This window comes from Paenibacillus sp. CH40, assembly GCF_024213605.1.
Taxonomy (GTDB): Bacteria; Bacillota; Bacilli; order Paenibacillales; family Paenibacillaceae; genus Paenibacillus; species Paenibacillus polymyxa_B.
In genome coordinates this window covers 14,977-36,979 of record NZ_JANAVQ010000013.1, presented here as the reverse complement: position 1 = coordinate 36,979, position 22,003 = coordinate 14,977, and the positions used below count along the sequence as shown (strand labels likewise).

At 48.5% G+C, this 22,003-nt stretch carries 18 protein-coding genes; 11 read left to right on the top strand and 7 right to left on the bottom strand.

Annotation, left to right across the window (positions count from 1 at the left end; all coding sequences use genetic code 11):
• The first annotated feature begins 52 nt into the window (after window positions 1-52).
• Together NLX73_RS23715 and NLX73_RS23710 are read left to right on the top strand one after the other, a co-directional pair.
• The gene (locus NLX73_RS23715) at window positions 53-1,102 is read left to right on the top strand and encodes a hypothetical protein (protein WP_254327517.1); all 1,050 of its coding nucleotides are present in this window, start codon (window positions 53-55) and stop codon (window positions 1,100-1,102) included.
• Window positions 1,103-1,237: 135 nt separating this feature from the next.
• Window positions 1,238-1,702, top strand: coding sequence for a hypothetical protein (locus NLX73_RS23710; RefSeq protein ID WP_028542587.1), 465 nt, complete (start codon window positions 1,238-1,240; stop codon window positions 1,700-1,702).
• A 138-nt stretch (window positions 1,703-1,840) separates the two neighbouring features.
• Here NLX73_RS23710 and NLX73_RS23705 read toward each other — a convergent pair whose 3' ends face one another.
• The gene (locus tag NLX73_RS23705; protein WP_254327535.1) at window positions 1,841-3,898 is read right to left on the bottom strand and encodes a transglycosylase domain-containing protein; all 2,058 of its coding nucleotides are present in this window, start codon (window positions 3,896-3,898) and stop codon (window positions 1,841-1,843) included.
• A gap of 282 nt (window positions 3,899-4,180) precedes the next feature.
• Here NLX73_RS23705 and speE point away from each other — a divergent pair, with 282 nt between their 5' ends.
• Both speE and NLX73_RS23695 read left to right on the top strand, forming a co-directional pair.
• A complete protein-coding gene (speE, locus tag NLX73_RS23700) occupies window positions 4,181-5,008 on the top strand; it encodes a polyamine aminopropyltransferase (RefSeq protein ID WP_053324352.1) in 828 nt (275 codons plus the stop codon).
• Between the two features lie 272 nt (window positions 5,009-5,280).
• Window positions 5,281-6,573, top strand: a complete 1,293-nt coding sequence (locus NLX73_RS23695; RefSeq protein WP_254327516.1) for an MFS transporter — start codon at window positions 5,281-5,283, stop codon at window positions 6,571-6,573.
• Window positions 6,574-6,787: 214 nt separating this feature from the next.
• Here NLX73_RS23695 and NLX73_RS23690 read toward each other — a convergent pair whose 3' ends face one another.
• From NLX73_RS23690 to NLX73_RS23675, 4 genes are all read right to left on the bottom strand, one after another.
• A complete protein-coding gene (locus NLX73_RS23690; RefSeq protein WP_254327515.1) occupies window positions 6,788-7,369 on the bottom strand; it encodes an LOG family protein in 582 nt (193 codons plus the stop codon).
• A gap of 13 nt (window positions 7,370-7,382) precedes the next feature.
• Window positions 7,383-7,697 (bottom strand): MazG-like family protein, encoded by a 315-nt coding sequence (locus NLX73_RS23685; protein WP_254327514.1) that lies wholly within the window; start codon window positions 7,695-7,697, stop codon window positions 7,383-7,385.
• Between the two features lie 208 nt (window positions 7,698-7,905).
• Window positions 7,906-9,645: an ABC transporter ATP-binding protein gene (locus NLX73_RS23680; protein ID WP_254327513.1), complete on the bottom strand. Its 1,740-nt coding sequence runs from the start codon at window positions 9,643-9,645 to the stop codon at window positions 7,906-7,908.
• Window positions 9,642-11,396, bottom strand: a complete 1,755-nt coding sequence (locus NLX73_RS23675) for an ABC transporter ATP-binding protein (RefSeq protein WP_061831791.1) — start codon at window positions 11,394-11,396, stop codon at window positions 9,642-9,644. Before NLX73_RS23675 ends, NLX73_RS23680 begins: the two co-directional genes overlap by 4 nt.
• Before the next feature lie 153 nt (window positions 11,397-11,549).
• On the opposite strand from NLX73_RS23675, the gene NLX73_RS23670 reads away from it, so the two are divergent.
• From NLX73_RS23670 to argS, 3 genes are all read left to right on the top strand, one after another.
• On the top strand, window positions 11,550-12,440 hold the full coding sequence (locus NLX73_RS23670; RefSeq protein ID WP_254327512.1) for a LysR family transcriptional regulator: 891 nt from the start codon (window positions 11,550-11,552) through the stop codon (window positions 12,438-12,440).
• Between the two features lie 92 nt (window positions 12,441-12,532).
• Entirely contained in the window at window positions 12,533-12,967 is a 435-nt protein-coding gene (locus tag NLX73_RS23665; RefSeq protein WP_081112515.1) for a YwiB family protein, read from the top strand.
• A gap of 2 nt (window positions 12,968-12,969) precedes the next feature.
• On the top strand, window positions 12,970-14,649 hold the full coding sequence (gene argS, locus NLX73_RS23660; RefSeq protein ID WP_254327511.1) for an arginine--tRNA ligase: 1,680 nt from the start codon (window positions 12,970-12,972) through the stop codon (window positions 14,647-14,649).
• A gap of 111 nt (window positions 14,650-14,760) precedes the next feature.
• On the opposite strand, the gene NLX73_RS23655 is transcribed toward argS, so the two are convergent.
• Both NLX73_RS23655 and NLX73_RS23650 read right to left on the bottom strand, forming a co-directional pair.
• A complete protein-coding gene (locus NLX73_RS23655; protein WP_235306888.1) occupies window positions 14,761-15,621 on the bottom strand; it encodes a hypothetical protein in 861 nt (286 codons plus the stop codon).
• Window positions 15,622-15,747: 126 nt separating this feature from the next.
• Entirely contained in the window at window positions 15,748-16,641 is an 894-nt protein-coding gene (locus tag NLX73_RS23650) for a LysR family transcriptional regulator (RefSeq protein ID WP_254327510.1), read from the bottom strand.
• 201 nt (window positions 16,642-16,842) lie between these two features.
• Between NLX73_RS23650 and NLX73_RS23645 the strand changes: the two genes are divergently transcribed.
• The 4 genes from NLX73_RS23645 to NLX73_RS23630 are packed head-to-tail and all read left to right on the top strand — an operon-like array spanning window position 16,843 to window position 21,989.
• Window positions 16,843-17,841 carry an ABC transporter ATP-binding protein gene (locus NLX73_RS23645; protein WP_254327509.1) on the top strand — a complete coding sequence of 333 codons (999 nt, stop codon included), beginning with the start codon at window positions 16,843-16,845 and terminating at the stop codon, window positions 17,839-17,841.
• A 20-nt stretch (window positions 17,842-17,861) separates the two neighbouring features.
• Window positions 17,862-18,932: an ABC transporter substrate-binding protein gene (locus NLX73_RS23640; RefSeq protein WP_254327508.1), complete on the top strand. Its 1,071-nt coding sequence runs from the start codon at window positions 17,862-17,864 to the stop codon at window positions 18,930-18,932.
• A gap of 4 nt (window positions 18,933-18,936) precedes the next feature.
• Window positions 18,937-20,607, top strand: coding sequence for an ABC transporter permease (locus NLX73_RS23635; RefSeq protein WP_254327507.1), 1,671 nt, complete (start codon window positions 18,937-18,939; stop codon window positions 20,605-20,607).
• Complete coding sequence (locus NLX73_RS23630) at window positions 20,604-21,989, top strand: MBL fold metallo-hydrolase (protein ID WP_254327506.1); 1,386 nt, start codon at window positions 20,604-20,606, stop codon at window positions 21,987-21,989. Before NLX73_RS23635 ends, NLX73_RS23630 begins: the two co-directional genes overlap by 4 nt.
• Window positions 21,990-22,003: the final 14 nt, after the last annotated feature.

Genomic DNA, 22,003 nt, shown 5'->3' with positions numbered 1-22,003 from the left:
TATTAGAGAAGTGCTCCATGAAGACGTACACACGTGAAAGGAGAAAGACAGGATGATGGACGCGACAGCAAGGCTTATGGATATGTTCTGCTCAGGCAAGAAGCTGGACGCCAGCATCATTTCCGCCTATACGGATGTGGTTGCCCAATATGGGACAGTGGAGGATGCGTGGGAGTTATATAGGCTTTTTGTAGAAGATCCCCATCATTATATCAGGGGGTTGCTCCTCCAGCCGATCATGAGATGCGGGGATGTTACTTTGGCGCAGGATATGTACGAGCGTTACGTCCGAAATCAGGCATCCCCAGAACATATACCTGACGGTGTGCTGTATGCGCTAGGTTATTTGGGTTATGTGGAGGCTGCTGCTGATCTTGTCGCTTTGGTGAACGGACCGTATGGAGCTGTGTCTGTGGATGCCTGTTTGGGACTGGCACATCTTCCATGCGAACCGTATCGTGAGAAACTGGCGGCTGAATTGGAAAAAGCGCTGGATCAGAATTTGTTTAATGAATTCTTACCTCTGTTAAGCTTCAAATGCACTACTGAAGATATGATTCCGCGATTGGTACATTGGGGAGAGCAACATGCTTCCGTAGACTGTAATGCAGGAATTATTGCTGGAATAGCATTGTTTGGAGAAGGGCAGAAGGATACGATTCGTTCTATCCTGTGGAATCCGTTTTGGGAGGCTCATGGAACGGCTACAGGCAGTTGTGTGTGGTCTTATTTTGCTATGCAGCATGTAGGGCTAACCTTTAGGGAGCTTGTTCAGGATATAAAAAGCTACGATGCATCCAAAAAAGATGTACAGGCATTGGAATACCGTTTGGACGTGCTATATGAGATGTTGGAACTCAAGCTAAGCTATACAGCCCGACCGTTCCGGTTCGCTCGCAGCAGTGAGGAATCATTTGGTCAGCTATATAGCGATTTGTTTAGCTGGTCTAACGAACATCACGATGACTCTATTATAGGCTGGATGAATGAACAGTTGGGGGTGGAGCACCGACTGCTGGAACGGTATTATGAGCTAAGGAAACGAGTCGAGATTAAAATGGTGCATGAAATTGAGCTGGAGCATGTTCGGAAAGGGAGTTAATCGTATCAGGAAATAAGAACTTTTGATGTAAAAGGACGAAATAGCAGAGTTTGGCGGCGATATGGGGATTCGCCCAGTCCGCGGGCTGATGTCCCGCATAGGATACATCAGCCTAGAACACAAGGAGTGAAACACATGTCTTTACTGCCACAAGTTCCTTTCGGAACGCAACCGGGTACTCCGGGTCCATTCACGCCGTCAGGTCCTTCGATTCCACAATTTCCTGATATGCAGGATTCCTTCCCATCTCCGATAGGTCCGCCACCAGGCCCAGGGCCTTTTTCGCCACAGCCGTTCTCACCTCCGCCGCAGGGACCATTCGGTCCGCAAGGTGGGCAGCAAACTCAAGCACCAACTTCCCCACCACCGCAATTTACGCCACCGAAGCCGCTGGTTTCGGCATATGCGGTTGACCCTGGAGCCATTTTCGGTTGTTTGTTCCGCAACACGTTTGTATGGCTGACGAACGGAGAGCGTTTCTGGATGTACCCTGTCTTTGTAGGCAGGACATCCGTAGCGGGTTTTCGGTGGAGTGGTCGTTTTTGGTTTTATTACGGTGTAGACACTAACCGTATTGAGTCGTTTAGCTGTTATTGGTAATAGCGCAGCTTTAGGGAAGAGCGGGGCTTAACGGGATGATGGCTGATGGCACTGGCAAGAGAGGTAAATGGGTAAGTGAAGCGAAAATAAAAAGACTGAGAGAACGCTCATCGCGTTCCCCCAGTCTTTTTTTTGCTATTAATCCATCCACCAACGTTTAAAATTGCCCCACCACGATTTCTTTTCGGCTTGTCGCTCCGCTTGGTCAGTTGGTGTTGATGCCGGTGGGTTATCTTGCCCCGAGAGCGTCTCCTTCGGCTCCGTGCCGCTTACAAATACCTCCAGCCGCTTGTCCGGGCTGTCCGGTGCAGCCAGTTTGCCGCTGGCCGGATCAATATAAGCGCTGACTACGCCGTCGGGGATAGGAAAGATTTTGGGCGGCACATTCTCCAGCGCTTTCTCCGTATATTGCGCAAAAATCGGAGCCGCCCGTCGGGCATCCTGTGTGCTGATGTCCTTGCCCTTGTCATAGCCAACCCAGACAGCGGTGGATAGTTCGGGGGTAAAGCCGACCATCCACGCATCGGTGTTGGTCGTGCCGCTCTTGCCGGCAACCGGGCGCTTGATCAGCTTCGCGACCCGGTTGCCGGTGCCGCCTTCTTCGAACACGCCTTCCATGAGGCGTGTGAGGACGTAGGCGGAGGCGGGCTTCACCACCTGCACGGGTGCGGATTGGGGCGCTTCGTACAGCGACCGCCCGGCCGCATCGGTGATGCGCAGCACTGCCACCGGAGCCACCTTTTGCCCGCCACTGCCGATGACCGAGAAGGCCGAGGCCATCTCGAACGGGCTGACGGGCGACACGCCCAGCGCCAGCGAAGGTACGGGCTTGAGCTCGCTTGTAATGCCCATTTTGCTGGCGAGGTCCATGACCTTATCCGTTCCCACCTTCAAAATGGTGCTAACGGCATAGATATTATCGGACGCCGCAATTGCGCGCCGAAGATCTATTTCGCCCAAATATTTGTCTCCAAAATTTTTGGGCTTATAGGTCTTGCGATTGTTATCATAGTGGAACAACGTCGGTCGGCTTTCGAACTTGGACGTACTCGTCAATTCGCCGGAATCCAGCGCGCTCAGATACATAATCGGCTTGAAAGCGGAGCCTGGCTGCCGGGTTGTGGCCAGCGCATGATTATATTGATTCCCGACATAGTTCGTTCCGCCGACCATGGCCTTGACATGTCCGTTGCGCGGGTCCATGGAGATTAACGCGGTTTCCAGTCCGTTGCTGCTCTTCATGCCCTCGTTTACAGCCGCCTCGGCTGCCTGCTGCATGTGCATGTCCAGCGTGGTATAAATGCTCAGGCCACCATGCTCAAGCACCCCTTCGCTAATCCCAAGCTGATGAGTCGCCAGCTGGCGGACGTAATCGCGGAACCAGGGAGCGGCTTCCACTGTCCGGCGCTGGCTCTCGGGCCGCAGGGCCAGCATTTCCTCATAGGCCTTGGTGGCTTCGGCCGGAGTAATTTTGCCGGTGAGCGCCATCGAGTCCAGCACAATTTTCTGCCGATCCTTTGCATTTTTCATATGATTATACGGTGAATAGTAGGTCGGTCCTTTCGGAATACCTGCTAACAGGGCGCTTTCGGCCAAATCCAGATCTTTTGCGGATTTACCGAAATACATTTGCGAAGCTGCTTCAATGCCATAGGCGCCGTGACCATAGTAAATTTCGTTCAAATACATTTGCAGCAGCTCATTTTTGGTGTACTTCATTTCAAGCTGTGCGGTATAGATGGCCTCCTTGGCCTTGCGCGTCCACGTTTTCTCATGAGATAAGTACAGATTGCGTGCAAGCTGCTGAGTCAGCGTGCTAGCCCCTTGCGACATATCCCAGCGGGTCAGATTAACGATTACCGCCCGGCCCAGACCTTTGAAATCAAAACCAAAATGATCGTAAAACTTCCGATCTTCCACAGCCAGGGTGGCTGCAATCAAATCGGGTGAAATGTGATCAAGCTGGACCGGAATGGATTCCTTGCCTCCAGCAGAGAAAGTGGCGATGACTTGTCCCTGACTATCGAGCAGACGTGAATTCCGATCCGTATCCGCGAGCGGAAGGCTGGTCGTGTACAAATAGGCGAGCAGGATGCAGGCGGCGATGACCGTCAGAATAGTGAGAGACATCATTCCTTGAAAGCATCGAAGCCAAAGCGGTTTACGCTTGGGGGATCGCCCGGTCGTATCGGTCATCATGCCACCTCCTTCCATAGTTGATGTTCTCAGTATAGTCAATCCGAAAGCGTCTATTCATCAGATGCACATACGTATCTATTTTAAACAAGATTAAATCTTCAAATTGCTTTTGCAGTCCATTCAGGTATCACTTATAATGCAAAAAGTGTGAAATTCCAATGTGTTTGGTACAATAAATATAGCAAACTCGGCGTTTGCGTGTTGCTGATATAAGGAAAGTCAACGTTTATGCTACCGGATTGCCGGACACATACTTTGATCAGAAAGAAGGTTGGAATGATGGACTTGTGGTTTACGGAGAAGCAGACTCCCTCTTTCGGCATTACAGCAAAAATCAAACAAACCTATGTCTCTGAGAAAACGGATTTTCAGGATCTGGCTATGATCGAGACAGAGGAATTCGGCAATATGCTTGTTCTGGATGGCATGGTGATGACAACGGTTAAGGATGAATTTGTGTATCACGAAATGGTAGCACATCCGGCCTTGAATACACATCCGAATCCGAAAAAAGTTTTGGTTGTGGGCGGTGGCGATGGCGGCGTTATTCGTGAGGTCATCAAGCACCCTGAAGTAGAAAAGGCGGTATTGGTTGAGATCGACGGTAAGGTGATTGAATATTCCAAAAAATATTTGCCTGAAATCGCAGGGAAGCTGGACGAGCCTAATGTAGAAGTGCTGGTCAATGACGGATATATGCACATTATTGAACACAAAAATGAATACGACGTCATTATGGTCGATTCGACGGAGCCGGTAGGTCCGGCAGCCCCGCTGTTCGAGCGCGGGTTTTACCAAGGTATTTTTGAAGCGTTGAAGGAAGACGGCATTTTCGTTGCGCAAACGGATAATCCTTGGTTCAAGGCAGACCTGATTCAGAAGGTCAACAAAGATGTGAAGGAAATTTTCCCGATTGTGCGTGTGTATGGTGCGAACATTCCGACCTATCCTAGCGGTCTTTGGACATTCACGTTGGGTAGTAAGAAGTATGATCCGCTCGAAGTAGACGAGACCCGAATTCCAGAGATGGACACCCGATATTACAGTCCGCGTCTACACAAAGCGGCGTTTGTACTACCTAAGTTTGTAGAGGATTTAACGAAGTAAACATTTTAAGAAAAAGCGTCTTAGTGGTCTTTATTGCCTGTTTTTGGGTGGAAAGGAGCGCTATAGGCGCTTTTTTGTGTTGAATAAGATTTAAAAATGACCATGAAAGCATACTGGACACTGAATTTCCTTTTAAGATAAAAGAAGGAAATTTAAGGGTGTGTGTAGAATATACAAAAAACCAGACATTTAACAGATTTGTAATGTCAACAGGGACGGTTTGGTTATGGAAATACATAAATCGGCGATGTACCAAAGAGGGGGAAACTTTTTTGATCAGACGCTCTTTTTATTACCTGTGGGGGTCTCAGACGATCTCCAATGTAGCAGATATCATCTACATGTTGAGTGTAGTGGTATTGGTGTTCAGTTCAAGTAATTCCTTAATGACGACAATTTTGATTCCGTTGTTCCGATTGTCTGCTCAAGTGCTTAGTGGGCTCGTTGCACCAATAGTCCTCGGTCGATTTCGGCTGACACGAGTGTTGCTATTTTCCCAGTTTGGACAGTTTGTCATCTTTACGCTTCTGCTGCTTTATTTGTGGATCGTACCTGAGCAAAGGTCGTTTCTGTTTATTTTTGTGATGGTGTTCGGTATGTCTTTCCTGGATGGCTGGACGAATCCTGCGCGTAATTCGCTTGTACCCCGTTTGGCTACTGGCGAAGGACTAATGCGGGCAAACGGCATGGTAGCGGTTAGTGATCAGGTGGTCAAATGTGCAGGCTGGGCGTTGAGCGGAATTATTGTGGCTTGGCTAGGTTCCCTGAATACGCTTGTGATTGCGTCTTGTTGCTATCTCGTGGCTGTAACTGTCACATCCTTCATTCGTGATCCACTGGATCAGGAGGAATTAGGTCTCAATGCTTCAGATTCCTCAACTAATGCAGTAGAACCTGCAAAGGGAAAGGAAAAAGGCTCCCATTGGAAAGAGCTTGGGGAAGGCTGGAAAATCATTTGGCACAACCGTCGTATTCGTTCTCTGATGATCGTCGATAGCGTGGATAGTATTGGGGGAGTCTCCTGGCTCGGCGTATTTATTTTGGCGTACGTCAGCCAAGTGCTGCATCGGGATGCGAGCTGGTGGGGCTTTATGAATGCATCCTTTTTCTCGGGCATGATTTTAGGTGGATTGATTGTCGTTGGCTTGGTCAAGCGATTGCAAAAGAACAGCTTTTTATACATGCTTGGAGCGTTGCTGGTGTACGTGCTAATTACGATTGTATTTGCACTGAATACCGTTCCGGTCGCGGCCCTTATTCTTTTTGCTGTATCAGGCTTACCTGTTCAAATGGCGGGTATCATTCGCCGCACCTTGCTGCAAACCAGTGCACCGGCAGCCCAGCTGCCCAAAGTGATGGCGGGAATTGATGTGCTGACCAATCTCGCTTTTGGCCTGTCCTTGTTATTTATGGGCTGGTATGCAGACCGTTTCGGTATGGTGCAGGTGTATTTGTTGGCTGCGGTTATGACGACCATTGCTGTCTTGATCGGCTGGTTGTATCGACGTGATTTTCAGGAAAGTGAGCAAATGGACCATCCAACCGCTACGGGCGCTGGGGTTTAAAATTGGGGTTCTCGTTAGGCGTGACATCATTCATTGGATGACTACATAATTAAATGCAGGTGTAAAAGTGAACGTGAAGATTGGGGAGAATAAAAGCCTGCAATTCTCCTCAATTTTACAGGAACACCACTGGAATAACGTTGACGGTGGTGTTCCTTTTATAACTATTAAATTAATTGGTATGTCTGTTGAGCAGTATGTGCCATTCCTAATGTCAGGTCCGTTTGCTCGTGAGATATGTTTTGACGGCAGGAGGAGTGTAATTTGTAAATTGCCGTAGGATTCCTTGCGGAGTGGTATCCGTAATTACCATCGCACGATATTTTTCCTGCATAAATTGTTCCTCAGCCATACGATCAAACAAGGATATAAGAGGATCGTAATAATGGTTAATGTTTAAAAGACCGCATGGCTTTTCATGCAAGCCTAATTGCGCCCATGTGAAGATTTCAAAGTATTCTTCCATTGTACCTGGGCCACCTGGTAAAACAATGAATCCGTCCGCAATCTCTGCCATTTTAGATTTTCGTTCGTGCATGGAATCAACAATGATTAATTCGCTCAGGCCATTATGTGCAATTTCACGGCTTTGCAAAAAGTGAGGGAGCACACCGATGACGCGACCTCCTGCATGAAGTGCCGCGTCAGCCACTGCACCCATTAAACCAACACTTGCTCCTCCATAAACCAGGCTTATTTCCTGTTCGGCAAGTGTCTTGCCCAGAGCAACAGCATGCTCTCGATAAATCTCAGACGCTCCATTACTGGAACCGCAAAAAACAGCAAGGCTTTTCATATGAGATTCTCCTTTATGTATATCTTTTTGCAAGTTTTTCCTGGTGTGTTCGAAATATATCCTCCAAGGTGATGTTATACTTGTTGGCGATCACGATGAGATTACCCAGTACGTCTCCAAGTTCTTCAGTTAAATGGTCCTTGTTCTCCTCGAATGAACCATCGATCTCATCAGGCCGGTCTCTGCCGATCTCCAGGGCGCGAATAGCTCTCGCAACCTCCCCGGTTTCCTCTGCCAAGAAACCAATTCGGACGAAGATATCCAAATCCGACCAGTTTCTCTCCTGATAATATTGCTTGACCCACTTTTGAAATTCATTAATATCCATATTCAGCCTCCCAACTGAAACCCACGCATAGGTGTTGGCTATACACAAACCATAAGGTTTAGATGAAACGGAAACGTTTGTTCGTGTTTTATTATATAATATAAGGGGGGATTTATCAAAGAAAAATTAAAAAGCCGTTTGCTTAAAAAGCAACCGACTTTTTTAAAGAACGTTGACCTTAATAATGCGACCGTATCCGTTCAGTCTTTTAAGCTGTAGTGAACTGGCTGTTATAGAGCGAGGCATAATGGCCGCCGCTGGCAAGCAGTCCCTCATGGGTACCGCTTTCCACGACATCGCCGTTTTTCATGTATAAAATCAAATCCGCTTCGCGGATGGTTGATAGTCTGTGGGCGATTACAAAGCTGGTGCGTCCGGCAATCATTTTCATAAATGCTTTTTGGATACGTGCTTCTGTCAGGGTATCTATGCTGCTGGTGGCTTCATCCAGGATTAGCATAGGTGGATCGACGAGGATCACCCTCGCGATGGTGAGCAGCTGTTTTTGGCCTTGCGACAGGCTGTCGCCTGACCCGCTAATGACCGTATCGTAGCCATGAGGCAGTCGCTTGATGAAGCTATGCGCATTGGCAGCTGTTGCAGCCGCGATGACTTCTTCATCCGTGGCCTCTGGCTTCCCGTAAGCGATATTGTCCCGAATGGTCCCGCTGAACAGCCATGTATCTTGAAGCACCATACCAAAGTTAGTCCGTAGGCTGTTCCGGCTCATGTCGTTGATATTCACCCCGTCGATGGATATCGAGCCGCTGTCCACATCGTAAAATCGCATGAGCAGATTGACGAGTGTGGTTTTGCCAGCTCCGGTCTGCCCGACAATGGCCACACGAGTGCCTGGCTTTACCTCCAAACTAAAGTTCGTAATGAGCGTACGTTCCGGGTTATAGGAGAATTTGACATGATCAAAAAGAATCGTGCCTTTGCTGCGCTCCAGCTGTACGGCGTTCGATTTTTCGGGCTGCTCTGGCGGTGAGTCCAAAATAGCAAATATGCGCTGAGCAGAAGCCGTAGCTGCCTGGAACTGGGTCAGCACACCCGTAATTTCATTAAAGGGCTTGGCGAACAAATTGGTATAAATCAGAAAGCTCGACAATCCGCCTACCGAGATCCCACCTAAAATAATGGAGATACAGCCAATCATGGCGGTGACTGAAAAAGTCATGTTGTTCACCAATCGGGTAGAGGGGTTGGACAATGATCCGTAAAACTGCGATTTCACTCCGGCTTGATACAATTGTTCGTTTCTGGCGGAAAATTCCTCAAGCGAGCGGTTTTCATAATGAAAAGCGGTAACTACCCGTTGCCCGCCGATCATTTCTTCCACATAACCGTTCAGGCTTCCTAAAATTTTGGCCTGTTCGCGGAACATACGCTGCGATCTTGTGGTAATGAACCGTGCTACGCCATATGTGATCGGGGCAGACACCAATACGACCAACGTCATGATCGGACTGATATACAGCATGAGTACAATGGAGCCTATAATCGTAATAATCCCGGTAATCAATGTGGAAAAGCCTTGTAGTAATCCATCCGACACAGCATCCATATCGTTCACAAAACGACTAATGCTGTCTCCTTGTGGATGAGTGTCATGAAAGCTTAACGGAAGGATATTAAAATGATCAAATAACTCCCGCCGCATTTCATTTACGGTCTGAAAAGCAATACGGTTCGTCAAATACGTGAGCAGCCAGCTAAATAGACTGCCTACAACATATACAATGCCTAATCCAGCTAGAATCTGCGCAATACCTTTAAAATCTACTACTCCCTTATCCACCATGTGGTCGATAGCTTGACCAATCATGTAGGGTCCGATCAGACTGGCAAGCACGCTGAGAACCGCACTGACGATGACCCAACATGTTGTTGTTTTATATTGACCCACATAGGTTAACAATCTTCTCCAGGTTTCCTTGCCACTCATTGGTCTACCTCCTGCGTTGAGAGCTGGGAATGATTAATTTCCTGATATACATCTGAGCTGCTCATCAACTGTTCATGTGTTCCGATACCGACAATTCGCCCCTCATCAAACACAATTATTTTATCAGCATGCTGTACGCTGCTTACTCGTTGCGAGACCAGCAGGACGGTCATGCTGGTGCTATTTTCCCGTAACGATTTACGGAGGGCGGCGTCGGTTGCAAAATCAAGTGCGCTTGAGGAGTCATCCAAAATGAGAATTTGCGGATTGCCGACAATAGCTCGGGCAATGGTAAGTCGCTGCTTTTGTCCTCCTGACAAATTAAGCCCCCCTCGGGTGATCGGAGCATCGAATTTTTCCGGCAGGTTGGAAATGAACTCATCCGCTTGCGCGATTGCTGCGGCTTGAGCGACTTCCTCGTCGGTAGCGTGTTCATGCCCCCAACGGATATTATCCGCTATAGTACCAGTGAACAGCAGTGCCTTCTGAGGGACAATTCCGATTTTCTGCCGCAATTGCTCGAGCTTATATTGCCGAACGTCGATGCCATCAACCTGCACACGACCCTCTACCGCATCATAGAAGCGGGGAATAAGATTCACAAAGGTGGATTTCCCCGAACCTGTTCCTCCGATGATGCCGACCGTTTCACCGGGATAGATGTTTACTACTACATCGCTCAGTGCCAGTTGTCCTGTCTTATTGTATCCAAAGGAAACATGATCAAAAGAGATGGCTGGTACAGCGCCATGCTCACTTGCTCCCTCCCTGTCTATAGATGTAGGAGTAGCAGCAGTGTCGGAAATCGAAGCTTGTGTGTCTAGGACCTCCTGAATACGCGCTGCTGAAGTGGCAGCTTTGGTGAACAAAATAATTAAATTGGTTACCACAATCAGAGCCAGTAAAATTTGCGTAATGTAATTAATGAAGGCAATAATCTCCCCTTGTGTAAGAGATCCATATTGGATATGGATGCCGCCGATCCACAGGATAGCAATAATAGCTCCGTTCACCACCAACAAGGTGGCGGGGCTTAGCAAAGCAGAAATACGTCCGACACGAATAGCAGTCTGGGTCAGGTCATCTGAGGCGGCATTGAACTTTACTCGTTCAGCTCCTCTTTTGGCAAATGCACGTATGACCCGTACGCCTGTAAGATTTTCGCTAAGTACCAGAGCGATTTTATCGAGTTTTTTCTGGTATAGCCGGTACAGGGGAGAAGCCTTCGTAATGACTACATACAGAATCAAAGCCAGAATCGGTGTAGCCGCCAATAGCACCAAAGCAAGGCGGAAGTCCAGAATCATGGACATGATAATCGCCCCGATACAAATAAAAGGAGCACGAATGACCAAACGAATCAACATCGCAACAGCTGTTTGCAGCTGATTGACATCATTCGTAATCCGGTTGATAAGCGAGGGTGTACCGAATTTATCGAGATCAGCATAAGAAAACGAAGAAATATGCTTAAACATCGTATTGCGCAGCGTAGTTCCGAATCCTTGCGAGGCACGGGCTGCGTAAAACTGACACACTAATGAACTGCCAAAGCCTAGTATAGTCATAAGTAACATCAAAAGACCCATCTGCCAAACATAATGGGTGTCTCCTTTACCTACACCATGATTGATCATTAAAGCAACCATAGTAGGTAGCAATAGTTCCAAGATGGCCTCAATCAATTTAAACAGAGGCCCAAGAATCGTTTCCTTTTTATAGGGTTTCAAAAAAACAGCAAATTTCAGCAAATAAACCATCACCTAACCTAAATAATGTATATAGCCTCATGCCGCAATAGCATAACTGAATTTGATTATGGCATATCCCCAACCATATGAATAATATTTAATATATATTAGAGGTATAGGCTTTACATATATCAGTACCGGAGGTCCATAAGGATGGAATTGAGACATCTCAAGTATTTTTTGGCGATCGCAGAGGCCGGACAGATTACAGCGGCAGCCAAAAAGCTGCAAATCGCGCAACCTCCCTTAAGTCAGCAGCTCATGCAACTAGAGGAAGAGCTTGGTGTAAAGCTCGTGCATCGAGGCTCACGAAGCATCCAGTTGACGGAGGCCGGCATCATTTTACAGAACAGGGCCAAGCAGATCTTGGAGCTAGCAGATGTCACAACAAGAGAAATAAACGATTTTGCCTTGGGGATGAAGGGTACGCTCACCATTGGAACGGTCTCCTCCTCTGGGGCAACACTGATGAAAGACAGGCTTTCCGAATTTCATAAAACCTATGCGGGTGTAAAATTTGAAATTCATGAGGGAAATACGTTCATGATTCTCGATCTTTTGAACAAAGGAATTGTCGAGGTCGGTATCGTCAGAACCCCTTTTAATACTACCGATTTAGGGTGTAGATATGCGTCCACTGAGCCGATGATAGCAGTGATGACAGAAGAATATGACTGGAACCCCGAACAGAAGACCATTTCATTGTCCGAGTTAAAGGACAGGCCACTCATCGTATATCGCCGCTTTGAACAATTGATCCACGATACCTGTATGAAGCATGGCTTTGAGCCAAATTTCTTTTGCAAAAACGACGATGCTCGCACCACGCTTCACTGGGCTAATGAAGGGCTGGGGATCGGTATGATTTCGCGGTCTGCGTTGTCACTCGGAAGCAATAACCAGTTAATCGTTAAGGAAATTATGTGTGAGGAATTGCATACACGTGTGGCGGCTGTCTGGCTGAAGGATAAATACATGTCTTCTCTAGCCTCTCGATTCATTGAAAGTTTTAGCCAAGCATCCGATGGAGCTGACTTAAGGTAGCTAAATTTTTTGGATGAAAGCATCTTTTTGTAAAAACTCATTTGAATTGCAATCGGGAACTGGATATAGTAGTACAGTAGGATAGCAATAGAATGGAGTTTGAATACATGCCACATAATGCAAAGGTCCGAATCCGTCTTCATAGTCACCATGACGGAGAAGATGTGGTACAGGAACTTCCCGGAGAAGCGATCGTGCGTGGGAAGCATCTATATATAAGGTACGATGAGCCGCAAGAAAGTCCTGAGGGCGGTACGACACGGAACACAGTCAAAATCGGATCGGATGAGCTAAAGCTGATTCGTCACGGTGAGGTACAATCAGAGCAGTCGTTTGCGCTGGGACGCAGGTTGCCTGGATTTTACCGCTCGCCTTATTTAAACCTGAACATGTCTGCGCATACGCAGAAGCTCGATATTCGGATGGATGGTTTCACCGGACATGTGAGCTGGACCTATGATCTGTACGTATTTGAGGATTTCTCGGGGCATTTTGCCATCAGTTTGCATATACAGGAGGAGCAATAATCATGACAAGCAATCCACTGGAACTTATTAATCAAAAGGTGACTTCAGCAATCGAGGCGGCAGTGCTGGCTACCGGAATCGTGAGCCGCGAAGAGTTGCCGACCATTACGCTGGAGGTGCCCAAGGACAAGTCACACGGTGATTTGGCTACCAACGCTGCGATGCAGCTCACCCGCATTGCGAAGAAGAACCCACGGCAAATCGCTGAAGATTTGATCACGAATATGGATTTAGCTTCCGCTTCTATTGAAAGTGCGGAAATCGCTGGACCGGGCTTTATTAACTTTCGCCTGAACAAGAGCTACCTTTATGCTGTCATTGGACAAGTGCAGGAGCAGGGGGCAGATTACGGGCGTATACAGGAAGGTGCAGGCAAAAAGGTACAAATCGAGTTTGTCAGCGCCAATCCGACAGGTAGCCTTCACTTAGGTCATGCACGTGGTGCAGCCGTAGGGGATGCTCTCTGCAACGTGCTTGATTTTGCCGGATACAAAGTAACTCGTGAATACTACATTAATGATGCGGGCAACCAGATTTACAACATGAGCCGCTCTATTGAAGCGCGTTATTTGCAGGAGCTGGGACAGCCTGCGGAGATGCCGGAGGATGGTTACCATGGTGAGGATATCATCGGGTTTGCCAAGGAACTGGTGGCCGAAAAGGGCGATTCTCTGTTGTCCATGGAACCGGGAGATCGCGCAGCTTATTTCCGTGACTACGGTCTGGAAAAGGAACTGAACAAGATTAAGCGCGATCTGGAGCTGTTCCGTGTACCTTTTGACTCCTGGTTCAGCGAAACGTCACTGTATGAAAACGGTGAAGTGCTTAAAGCGCTGAATGAGCTGCGTGACCGTGAGGAGATTTACGAGAAGGACGGAGCTACATGGCTGAATACGACCAAGTACGGCGACGATAAAGACCGTGTCTTGATCAAAAATGACGGTACATATACGTACCTGACCCCAGATATCGCTTACCATCGCGATAAATATGCTCGTGGGTATGACACGATCATCAACATCTGGGGAGCGGATCACCACGGCTACATTCCACGGATGAAGGCAGCAATGGAAGCACTGGGCAATGATCCAGATAAGCTTAAAGTGCTGATTGCCCAAATGGTCAGCTTGTTCCAGAATGGGGAAAAAGTAAAAATGTCCAAACGTACCGGCAAGGCCGTGACGATGGAAGATCTGATGGAAGAAGTGGGTGTAGACGCGATCCGTTACTTCTTCACTATGCGCAGCATGGATTCGCATCTGGATTTTGACATGGATTTGGCGATTTCCACTTCCAATGAGAATCCAGTATTCTACGTACAATATGCGCACGCACGTGCATGCAGCGTATATCGTCAAGCCGAAGAGCAAGGTATTGCTGTGCTACCGTTGGCAGAAGTTGACTTGTCCAAGCTGACGGCTGAGCATGAATACGATCTGTTACGCAAAATCGGCGAGCTGCCGGAAGAAGTATCGGTGGCGGCTGCAAACTTTGCACCACACCGTATGATTCGCTATGTCTACGAGCTGGCTTCATTGTTCCACAGCTACTATAAGGCAGAGCGCGTCATCACAGAGGATGCCGCTCAAACACAGGCACGCTTGGCGTTGTTTGGTGCGGTGCGCACGACCATTGCCAACGTACTGAAGCTGGTGGGCGTGTCTGCACCAGAACGTATGTAAGCAAACAACTTTAACGTAATGACCTTGTAGTCATATAATTAATAATAAAAGGAACCGTTCGTATCACCCTCAACAGGGTGGCGCTTCGGTTCCTTTTTATGTTGGATTAGCTTAGTAGCGTTCCAGTACCAAATTCGTTTTCAGGGAATCGGCGGGAACCAGCCATCCTTTGGATTGCAGCAGGTTCATCAGCTTGGTGCGGTTGCTGGCGGCAACACTGTAATCCGAGGTTTTGAAGGAGATTTCGATAATATGCTCTGTACCTGATCCGTTTGCGCTGCGAATAGGCCATATTTCAACGTCGGTATCCAATCCCTGAAAGCTACCCTCGTATTTACTGACCTGTACAGGACCGCGTACTCTGGAGTCTGCCAAGGTTTGTTTGCCCCAATTGCTGTTTTTCCAGTTTTGCAGCTTGCCCGGAAGATTATCCTGCAATTGCTTTAATGCTTGATCTGGGGAAGGCAGAGCCAATCCTTTGGAGGCGTTTGTTTTTTTATCATTGGAAAAGCTTAGTGTTTGCTTGCTGTATCCCCAATCCACCTCAGCCTCATAATTATCATCAGATGCGCTGAACCCTTCTTTATTCGCTTGGGTGAGCGCCGCGTCAATATTTCCATTTGTGACCGTATAGCGCTTTTTGTAGGTTAATTCATAATTTTTTTTGTCCTCTTTTTTGCGAAATCTCACGTTCCAGCCCTCGTCATTTAATTGCAATGAATTTGTATCAAAATACTCGACGCTTAATCTTTGTGCATCGTTGCTAATTTGAAACTCGTTCACGATGCCACTTTTTAATGAGCCATCCGCATTGAGGACCTGAGCCGTATCCAGTAGTAGCTTCACCTCATAGCTTGGTGTGGCATTGGCGGCAGCTTGTACCGGTTCTGCTCCTTTCCATCCTGTTACGAGCAGTACTGCACTCAGAGTTACTACCGACATCAATTTGGTGATACGAAGGCCTGTTTTCATTTCATCCTCTCCTGTTCGTCCGAATAGGTTACACGCTACACTTTACGGGTGTATTGTCAGTCGTATGTCAAAGCAAGAGGGGACTCCGGTTAAAAAATTACATAATTTCTATATGACAGGTAAGATTTAATCTTGGTTCCATGACAAATATTCGGTGAATCTGTGAATGAGCGCCGAGCGATGACGGTCTTTGTTGCTGACCATATAGATGTACCGCTCAACAGACTGCCCCGGAATAGGTCTTACAACCAGTAAGCCCCGCTCAACCTCTGATTGAACGGCAATGCGAGAGACAAAGGAGATGTGTTCTCCCAGCATAACCGCCTGTTTAATGGCTTCTAGTGAATCCAGCTCCAGATAGGAAGGAAGTCGCCGACTCCCACGCTCCAGCCATTTGTCGGTCACGTGGCGTGTGCTGGATTCCTTGCCATGTAATACGAAGGAGGAAGAAGCGATAAGCTCGGGCGTCAAATCGATTTCGTTGGCGAGCGGATGAGTGGGTGAGCAGATGAGTATCAGTTCATCTTCGCCTAAGGATTCGGAGAGTAGCGTTGGGGATTGAAACGGCTCTGCCGAAATGATGCCGAGGTCAATTTCGTGGCGAGCGAGCATGTCCTTGATCACGGGCGCTGTTTTCACGGACAAGGCGATGTGAATGCCCGAATGCTCACGGGCAAAGCGGTGCAGCACAGCAGGAAGCAGGTAGGTAGCGGGTACATAGCTTGCGCCAATACGTATACTTCCCCGCTGGAGCGTATCGAACTCGCGGACGACTCGCTCAGCTTCAGAAGCCAGTGCATTAATTTTGCTGGCATAGTGCAGCAGTGCATTTCCGGCATCCGTCAGGATGATTTTGCCCATACGTGTGTCAAACAGCTTTACTCCGAATTCACGCTCCAGATTTTTCATATGAAAAGTAACGGTGGGTTGCTTTAGGCCAAGAAACTCGGCGACCGTGGTAATTTTATGGTGCTTATTCAGCAGCTCTACAATATGTAACTTTAAAAGACTTAAGTTCACTTAGAATGCCTCGCTTTCAGGTTAATCGAACAATCATGCCTATTTCTTTGGGGAGCAGCATCAATCCCTCTATATAGATTAAATCTATGAGTGTTAACACAATTCATTGAAATAATTAATTTTGTTTTAACTTTCCAATAACACAGGTTGCGAATTCAAGTTTTACACTGGGGTCAGTCAGAAGAACAGGCAGGTAATGCGATGAATCAGGATCTATATATTCACGGATTAAGTAAAACCTTCAGCCAAATAACCGCGCTGCATGAGACGAATCTGGTAGTACGACGGGGCAAATTCACAACACTGCTCGGACCGTCCGGCTGTGGGAAAACAACGCTCTTGCGCTTGATTGCTGGTCTGGAGACACCGGATACAGGCACAATCACGATGGGAGAGGAAATTCTTTTTTCGGCAGAACGCAAAAAGGATATTCCCGCCCATCTCCGCCACTTTGGCATGGTCTTTCAGGATTTCGCGTTATGGCCGCATATGACGGTGTTTGAAAATGTGGCCTTCGGCCTGCGTGCGGGCAAGCGAGGGAAAGGGTTCGCCAGCGTACGAGACAAGGAACTGCGGACCGTGGTGCTGGAGGCGCTCAACATGGTCAGATTGTCAGGGATGGAGGATCGGTATCCTCATCAGCTGTCCGGTGGCCAGCAGCAGCGGGTTGCCTTTGCAAGAGCGGTTGCTATCCGGCCTCGACTTGTGTTGTTCGACGAGCCACTCAGTGCGCTGGATGCAGTGCTACGGGAGGAGATGCGCATTGAGATGATATCGCTTGTGCGCGATTTGGGGCTGACCGCCCTATATGTCACCCATGATCAGATCGAGGCCATGTCCATGTCTGATGAAGTGGTTGTTATGAAAAGTGGACATATTTTGCAGACCGGAACACCAGAGGTGATCTACGATTGCCCAGCTCATCGAGAGGTGGCGAGGTTTATTGGCAAATCCAACTGGCTGGAGCCGGAACGGACACTATTTCGTCCTGAACATGTCCGTTGGGAACAGGAGCAAGCGGATCAGCATGCTTTTACAGTAGAGATCCTGCATGTCAGCTATGTCGGTGATCGTTATGAAATTCGTATACTAGCCGAGAACGGCGAGCATTGGACTGCATATCATTCCATCCGCTTGCCCATAGGTCAACAAATGCACATTTGGGTATCACCGCAACACATCCACCAACTTGAAGCATAGGGAAAAGGGGTATTTACAAGATGATGAATAGGCATGTTTTTCGTACAGGATGGAAAAAAGGGACGATGCTCGCATTAACCTTGACTTTTGGACTCACTGTGGCGGGTTGCGGAACAGCAACGCCATCCAAGGATGGGGCACAAGCTACTGGATCAGCAGGACAAGCGGAGGCGGCATCCACCGATCAGAAGCTGGTGGTCTACAGCGCAGGCCCGGATGGACTGGCGAAAAAGTTGGTAGCAGGGTATGAGGCGCAGAGCGGAGTTAAGGTAGAGTTGTTCCAGGGAACGACAGGGAAAATTTTGGCCCGCATGGAAGCCGAGAAGACGAATCCGGTAGCGGACGTGGTTGTGCTGGCATCGCTTCCGTCTGTACAAGGCTTGAAAAAGGAAGGACTCACGCTGCCTTACCCGGATGCCAAGAATGCAGACAAGCTAAATCCAGACTGGTCCGATAAGGAAGGCAACTACTTCAGTACCAGTGCTTCTGCTCTGGGCATTGCGTATAACACGAAGCTGGTGAAAACAGCACCAACTTCATGGGCTGATTTGGCGAAGCCTGAGTACAAGGATCAGGTTAATATTCCCGATCCATCCCTGTCCGGCTCAGCGTTGGATTTTATGACAGGCTATCTGAGCGCCAAGGGCGATGGAGGCTGGACGTTGTTCGAGCAGTACAAGGCTAACGGTGTTGCTATGGCTGGTGCCAATCAGGAAGCGCTGGACCCCGTGATTACCGGAGCTAAAGGTGTAGTCGTCGCTGCGGTCGATTACATGACCTACAAGGCTAAAGCCAAAGGTGAGCCGATTGATATCGTCTATCCGACAGAGGGGACAGTCATCAGCCCACGTCCTGCCGCAATTCTCAAGTCAACGCAGCATGAGCAGAATGCGAAGGCATTCATTGACTATCTGTTGTCGGATGAGGCACAGAAACTAGTAGCCGATGCCTCCTTACTCCCGGGCCGCACGGATATCAAAGCTGACAAGCGTGCCAACCTGGACGAGATCCCATTGCTGAAGACCAATTGGGAATGGATGGGCGAGCACGGATCAGACGTGACGGAGAAGTTCACGCAAATGTTCAAATAAGACGATGGGAGGCTTATCCGTTAAACACATCAGAGCGTGGTGTCTGACGCTGGCTCTGATCGCGCTTCTTTTCCTGATTGTGATGCCGTTGCTGCAAATCTTTATCCAAAGTGTGTATGTTGATGAAAAATTTCAATGGGATGCGCCTTTTCGAACGTTAGCTGCTTCATCATTTGCAGGAGTGCTATTTAGCTCGATTTGGCTAGGCATCTGTGTGATTGCAGGAACGACGGTACTTGCACTTCCGCTAGCCTGGATCATGTCCAACACTCGTCTTGCACACTGGCGCTGGTTGGATGTCGTGTTGCTGATTCCGTTTATGACCCCGCCCTATATCGGGTCCATGGGCTGGATTCTGTTTATGCAAAAAAACGGATATCTGGAGCAGTTGTTCCCGAACCTGCATTTCTTAACGCCGTCCTTCTTTAGTCTTGGTGGCATGGTGATGATTATGAGTCTGCATCTGTTTCCATTCCTGTACCTGCTGCTGCGCGGGGCGCTGGTGAGGATTGGCGGGAGCCTGGAAGAGGCGGGTGCCGTAATGGGCGGTGGCTTTCTATACAGATTCCGTCGAATTATTTTACCGCTGCTGCTTTCGGCTTACGGCATGGGCGCGCTGCTCATTTTCGTTAAAACAATTGCCGAGTTTGGCACCCCCGCTACCTTTGGGCGACGTATCGGGTATGAGGTCATGACTTCGGAAATTCACAAATATATTTCCAGTTGGCCTATAGACTTTGGCAAAGCGACGTCAATGGCCTCGGTGCTGTTAACCGCCTGCCTGCTCATGTGGTATGCGCAGTCGGTGATCAACCGAAAGTTTACGTACAGGCTGGTAGGTGGTAAAGGTTCGCGTCCGTCCCGTCTCCGTATATCCGGCTGGACTACGGGGCTGAGTGTTGCATTTATTCTATTGTTGCTCATTGCGTCCATTGGCATTCCTTATTTTTCAATTCTTTCAGCCTCGACGATGAAGCTGAGGGGAATGGGGCTTGCCTGGGATAATTTGACGCTCGACTCTTACAAGGAACTGCTGTCTTGGGGATCAGAGAGCATGGAGGCGCTCCTGAACAGCGTATTTCTCTCTTTGGGCGCTTCGACGCTTGCTGTGGTGCTGGGCACTTGGTTTGCGCTTGTCATTGGCGCCTCACGCACAAGAATCCAACGGACGGTTGATGCATTTAGCTTGCTTCCGAATACGGTGCCGGGAATTGTTATGGTGGTTGGCCTGATTTTATGGTGGAATTCGCCGTGGATGCCGATCCCGTTGTATAACACATACGGCATGGTCATTCTGACGTATGTTATCTTGTTTGTTCCTTATACGGTGCAGTATGTCAAAAGCGCCTTTACACAGGTGGACACGGGCCTTTTTCAGGCGGGGCAGGTATTTGGCGGACGACCGTCTTACATATTCCGCCGGATTGTACTGCCGCTGATTGTACCGGGAATGCTCGCTGGTTGGATGATGACATTTACGATCGCTTCACGCGAGCTGGTAGGATCGTTGCTGATTTTGCCGCCATCCGTTCAGACGTCTGCAACCTACATATTTGCACAATTTGAGCAGGGACAAGTGTCACTTGGGATGGCGATGGCCGTCATATCGGTCGGAATGACCACACTGCTGCTGATCTTAATCGAAAGCTTAAACTCGCAAAGAAAGTGGAAATGATCATGACCAAGCTTAGGATTTGGGGAGGAGCGGGCGAACATGGCCGCTCCTGCTATGTTTTTGAAGGAACGCAGCATCGCGTCATGCTGGATTGTGGCGTGAAAAAGGAAGGAACTGGACAGTATCCGGTTTTTCCGCCGCAAAAGGCGAAGGGACTGACCATTGTATTGCTGTCTCATGCACATGAGGATCATTCTATGGCGCTCCCCTTACTGTACAAGTATGGATACCAGGGGGAGGTCTGGACAACCAAGGCCACCGCTGAGCAGTTAGGCTCCTATTTTCGCTCCTGGCATACTTATGTTGAATCGAGAGGAGCCGACTTGCCATACGACGAACAGGATATCCAATCCATTGCTTATCGCTATCTAGAAGATGAAGCGCCAGCAGGAGAATGGATTGAGGCTTGTCCGGGTGTGAGAATCATGTGGGGACGCAGTGGACATTTGGCTGGTGCAGTGTGGTATGTGGTAGAAATGGAGGGGAAACGGTTGTTTTTTTCTGGAGATTACAGCCGCGAATCTGAACTTCTTGCTGCCGATGCGCCAGACTTGGGTGTTGGGGAGGGGCTGCATGACCTACCTGAATGGAAGTCAGAGCCCAATCTAGCGGACATATCCATTATGGACAATGCCTATGGCATGGATATAGACCCGCAGCCTGTTAAGCTGGAGCGGCTGAGGGTCGAGATGGAGCGGATATTATGGTCTGGAGGTCATGTGTTGTTGCCGGTGCCTGCCTTTGGTAGAGGACAGGACATGATCGTATGGGCTAGCGAGCAATTCCCTGAACAGGCAATGATTGTAGAGCACGACATATGGCAGGGATTGAAACAGTTAAACCGCTGGAAAGAATGGCTGCGTCCAGAAGCCCCGGCGCGAATAAAACATGTGCTAAACAGTGACAGGGTCTTCGTGCCTCGTGATGCTGCGGAACGAGTGAGTCTGCTGGAACAGAACCCAACGGTTATTATCATAACAAGAGACGGCATGATGGATTCCCCACAGGCGCGTTGGTACTATCAGTATCTTTCGGATAACCGCAACATGGGGGAGGGTGAAGATAGCGGAGAAAGCATTAGCAACAGTGTTATATTGACCGGACATGCTCCACAGGGTTCTTTTGGCAAACATCTGTTGGAACGTGCGGATGAAAATAACAACTGTGTAGCTCGGCATTTGATTTATAAGGTGCATCAGGGATTATCAGATGTGCGGCAAATGCTGAAGGAGCTGCCTAGCAAACAGGTTGTACTCGTTCATGCGCCGAAGCTGCAGACCGACCTGGTACGAGATGAGTTGATAAGAGAAGGAAATAGTGGATGTGAAGGTCCTGCCAGAAAAGTTCACTCTCTGGAGCCGGGCGCTACACTAGAGGTTTAGCATCACAATATCAT

Excerpts from the sequence above, each read along its gene's own strand:
- NLX73_RS23715 (WP_254327517.1), top strand. The coding sequence starts at position 53 with ATGATGGACGCGACAGCAAGGCTTATGGATATGTTCTGCTCAGGCAAG.
- NLX73_RS23710 (WP_028542587.1), top strand. The coding sequence starts at position 1,238 with ATGTCTTTACTGCCACAAGTTCCTTTCGGAACGCAACCGGGTACTCCG.
- NLX73_RS23705 (WP_254327535.1), bottom strand. The coding sequence starts at position 3,898 with ATGACCGATACGACCGGGCGATCCCCCAAGCGTAAACCGCTTTGGCTT.
- speE (WP_053324352.1), top strand. The coding sequence starts at position 4,181 with ATGGACTTGTGGTTTACGGAGAAGCAGACTCCCTCTTTCGGCATTACA.
- NLX73_RS23690 (WP_254327515.1), bottom strand. The coding sequence starts at position 7,369 with ATGAAAAGCCTTGCTGTTTTTTGCGGTTCCAGTAATGGAGCGTCTGAG.
- NLX73_RS23685 (WP_254327514.1), bottom strand. The coding sequence starts at position 7,697 with ATGGATATTAATGAATTTCAAAAGTGGGTCAAGCAATATTATCAGGAG.
- NLX73_RS23680 (WP_254327513.1), bottom strand. The coding sequence starts at position 9,645 with ATGAGTGGCAAGGAAACCTGGAGAAGATTGTTAACCTATGTGGGTCAA.
- NLX73_RS23670 (WP_254327512.1), top strand. The coding sequence starts at position 11,550 with ATGGAATTGAGACATCTCAAGTATTTTTTGGCGATCGCAGAGGCCGGA.
- NLX73_RS23665 (WP_081112515.1), top strand. The coding sequence starts at position 12,533 with ATGGAGTTTGAATACATGCCACATAATGCAAAGGTCCGAATCCGTCTT.
- argS (WP_254327511.1), top strand. The coding sequence starts at position 12,970 with ATGACAAGCAATCCACTGGAACTTATTAATCAAAAGGTGACTTCAGCA.
- NLX73_RS23655 (WP_235306888.1), bottom strand. The coding sequence starts at position 15,621 with ATGAAAACAGGCCTTCGTATCACCAAATTGATGTCGGTAGTAACTCTG.
- NLX73_RS23645 (WP_254327509.1), top strand. The coding sequence starts at position 16,843 with ATGAATCAGGATCTATATATTCACGGATTAAGTAAAACCTTCAGCCAA.
- NLX73_RS23640 (WP_254327508.1), top strand. The coding sequence starts at position 17,862 with ATGATGAATAGGCATGTTTTTCGTACAGGATGGAAAAAAGGGACGATG.
- NLX73_RS23635 (WP_254327507.1), top strand. The coding sequence starts at position 18,937 with ATGGGAGGCTTATCCGTTAAACACATCAGAGCGTGGTGTCTGACGCTG.
- NLX73_RS23630 (WP_254327506.1), top strand. The coding sequence starts at position 20,604 with ATGATCATGACCAAGCTTAGGATTTGGGGAGGAGCGGGCGAACATGGC.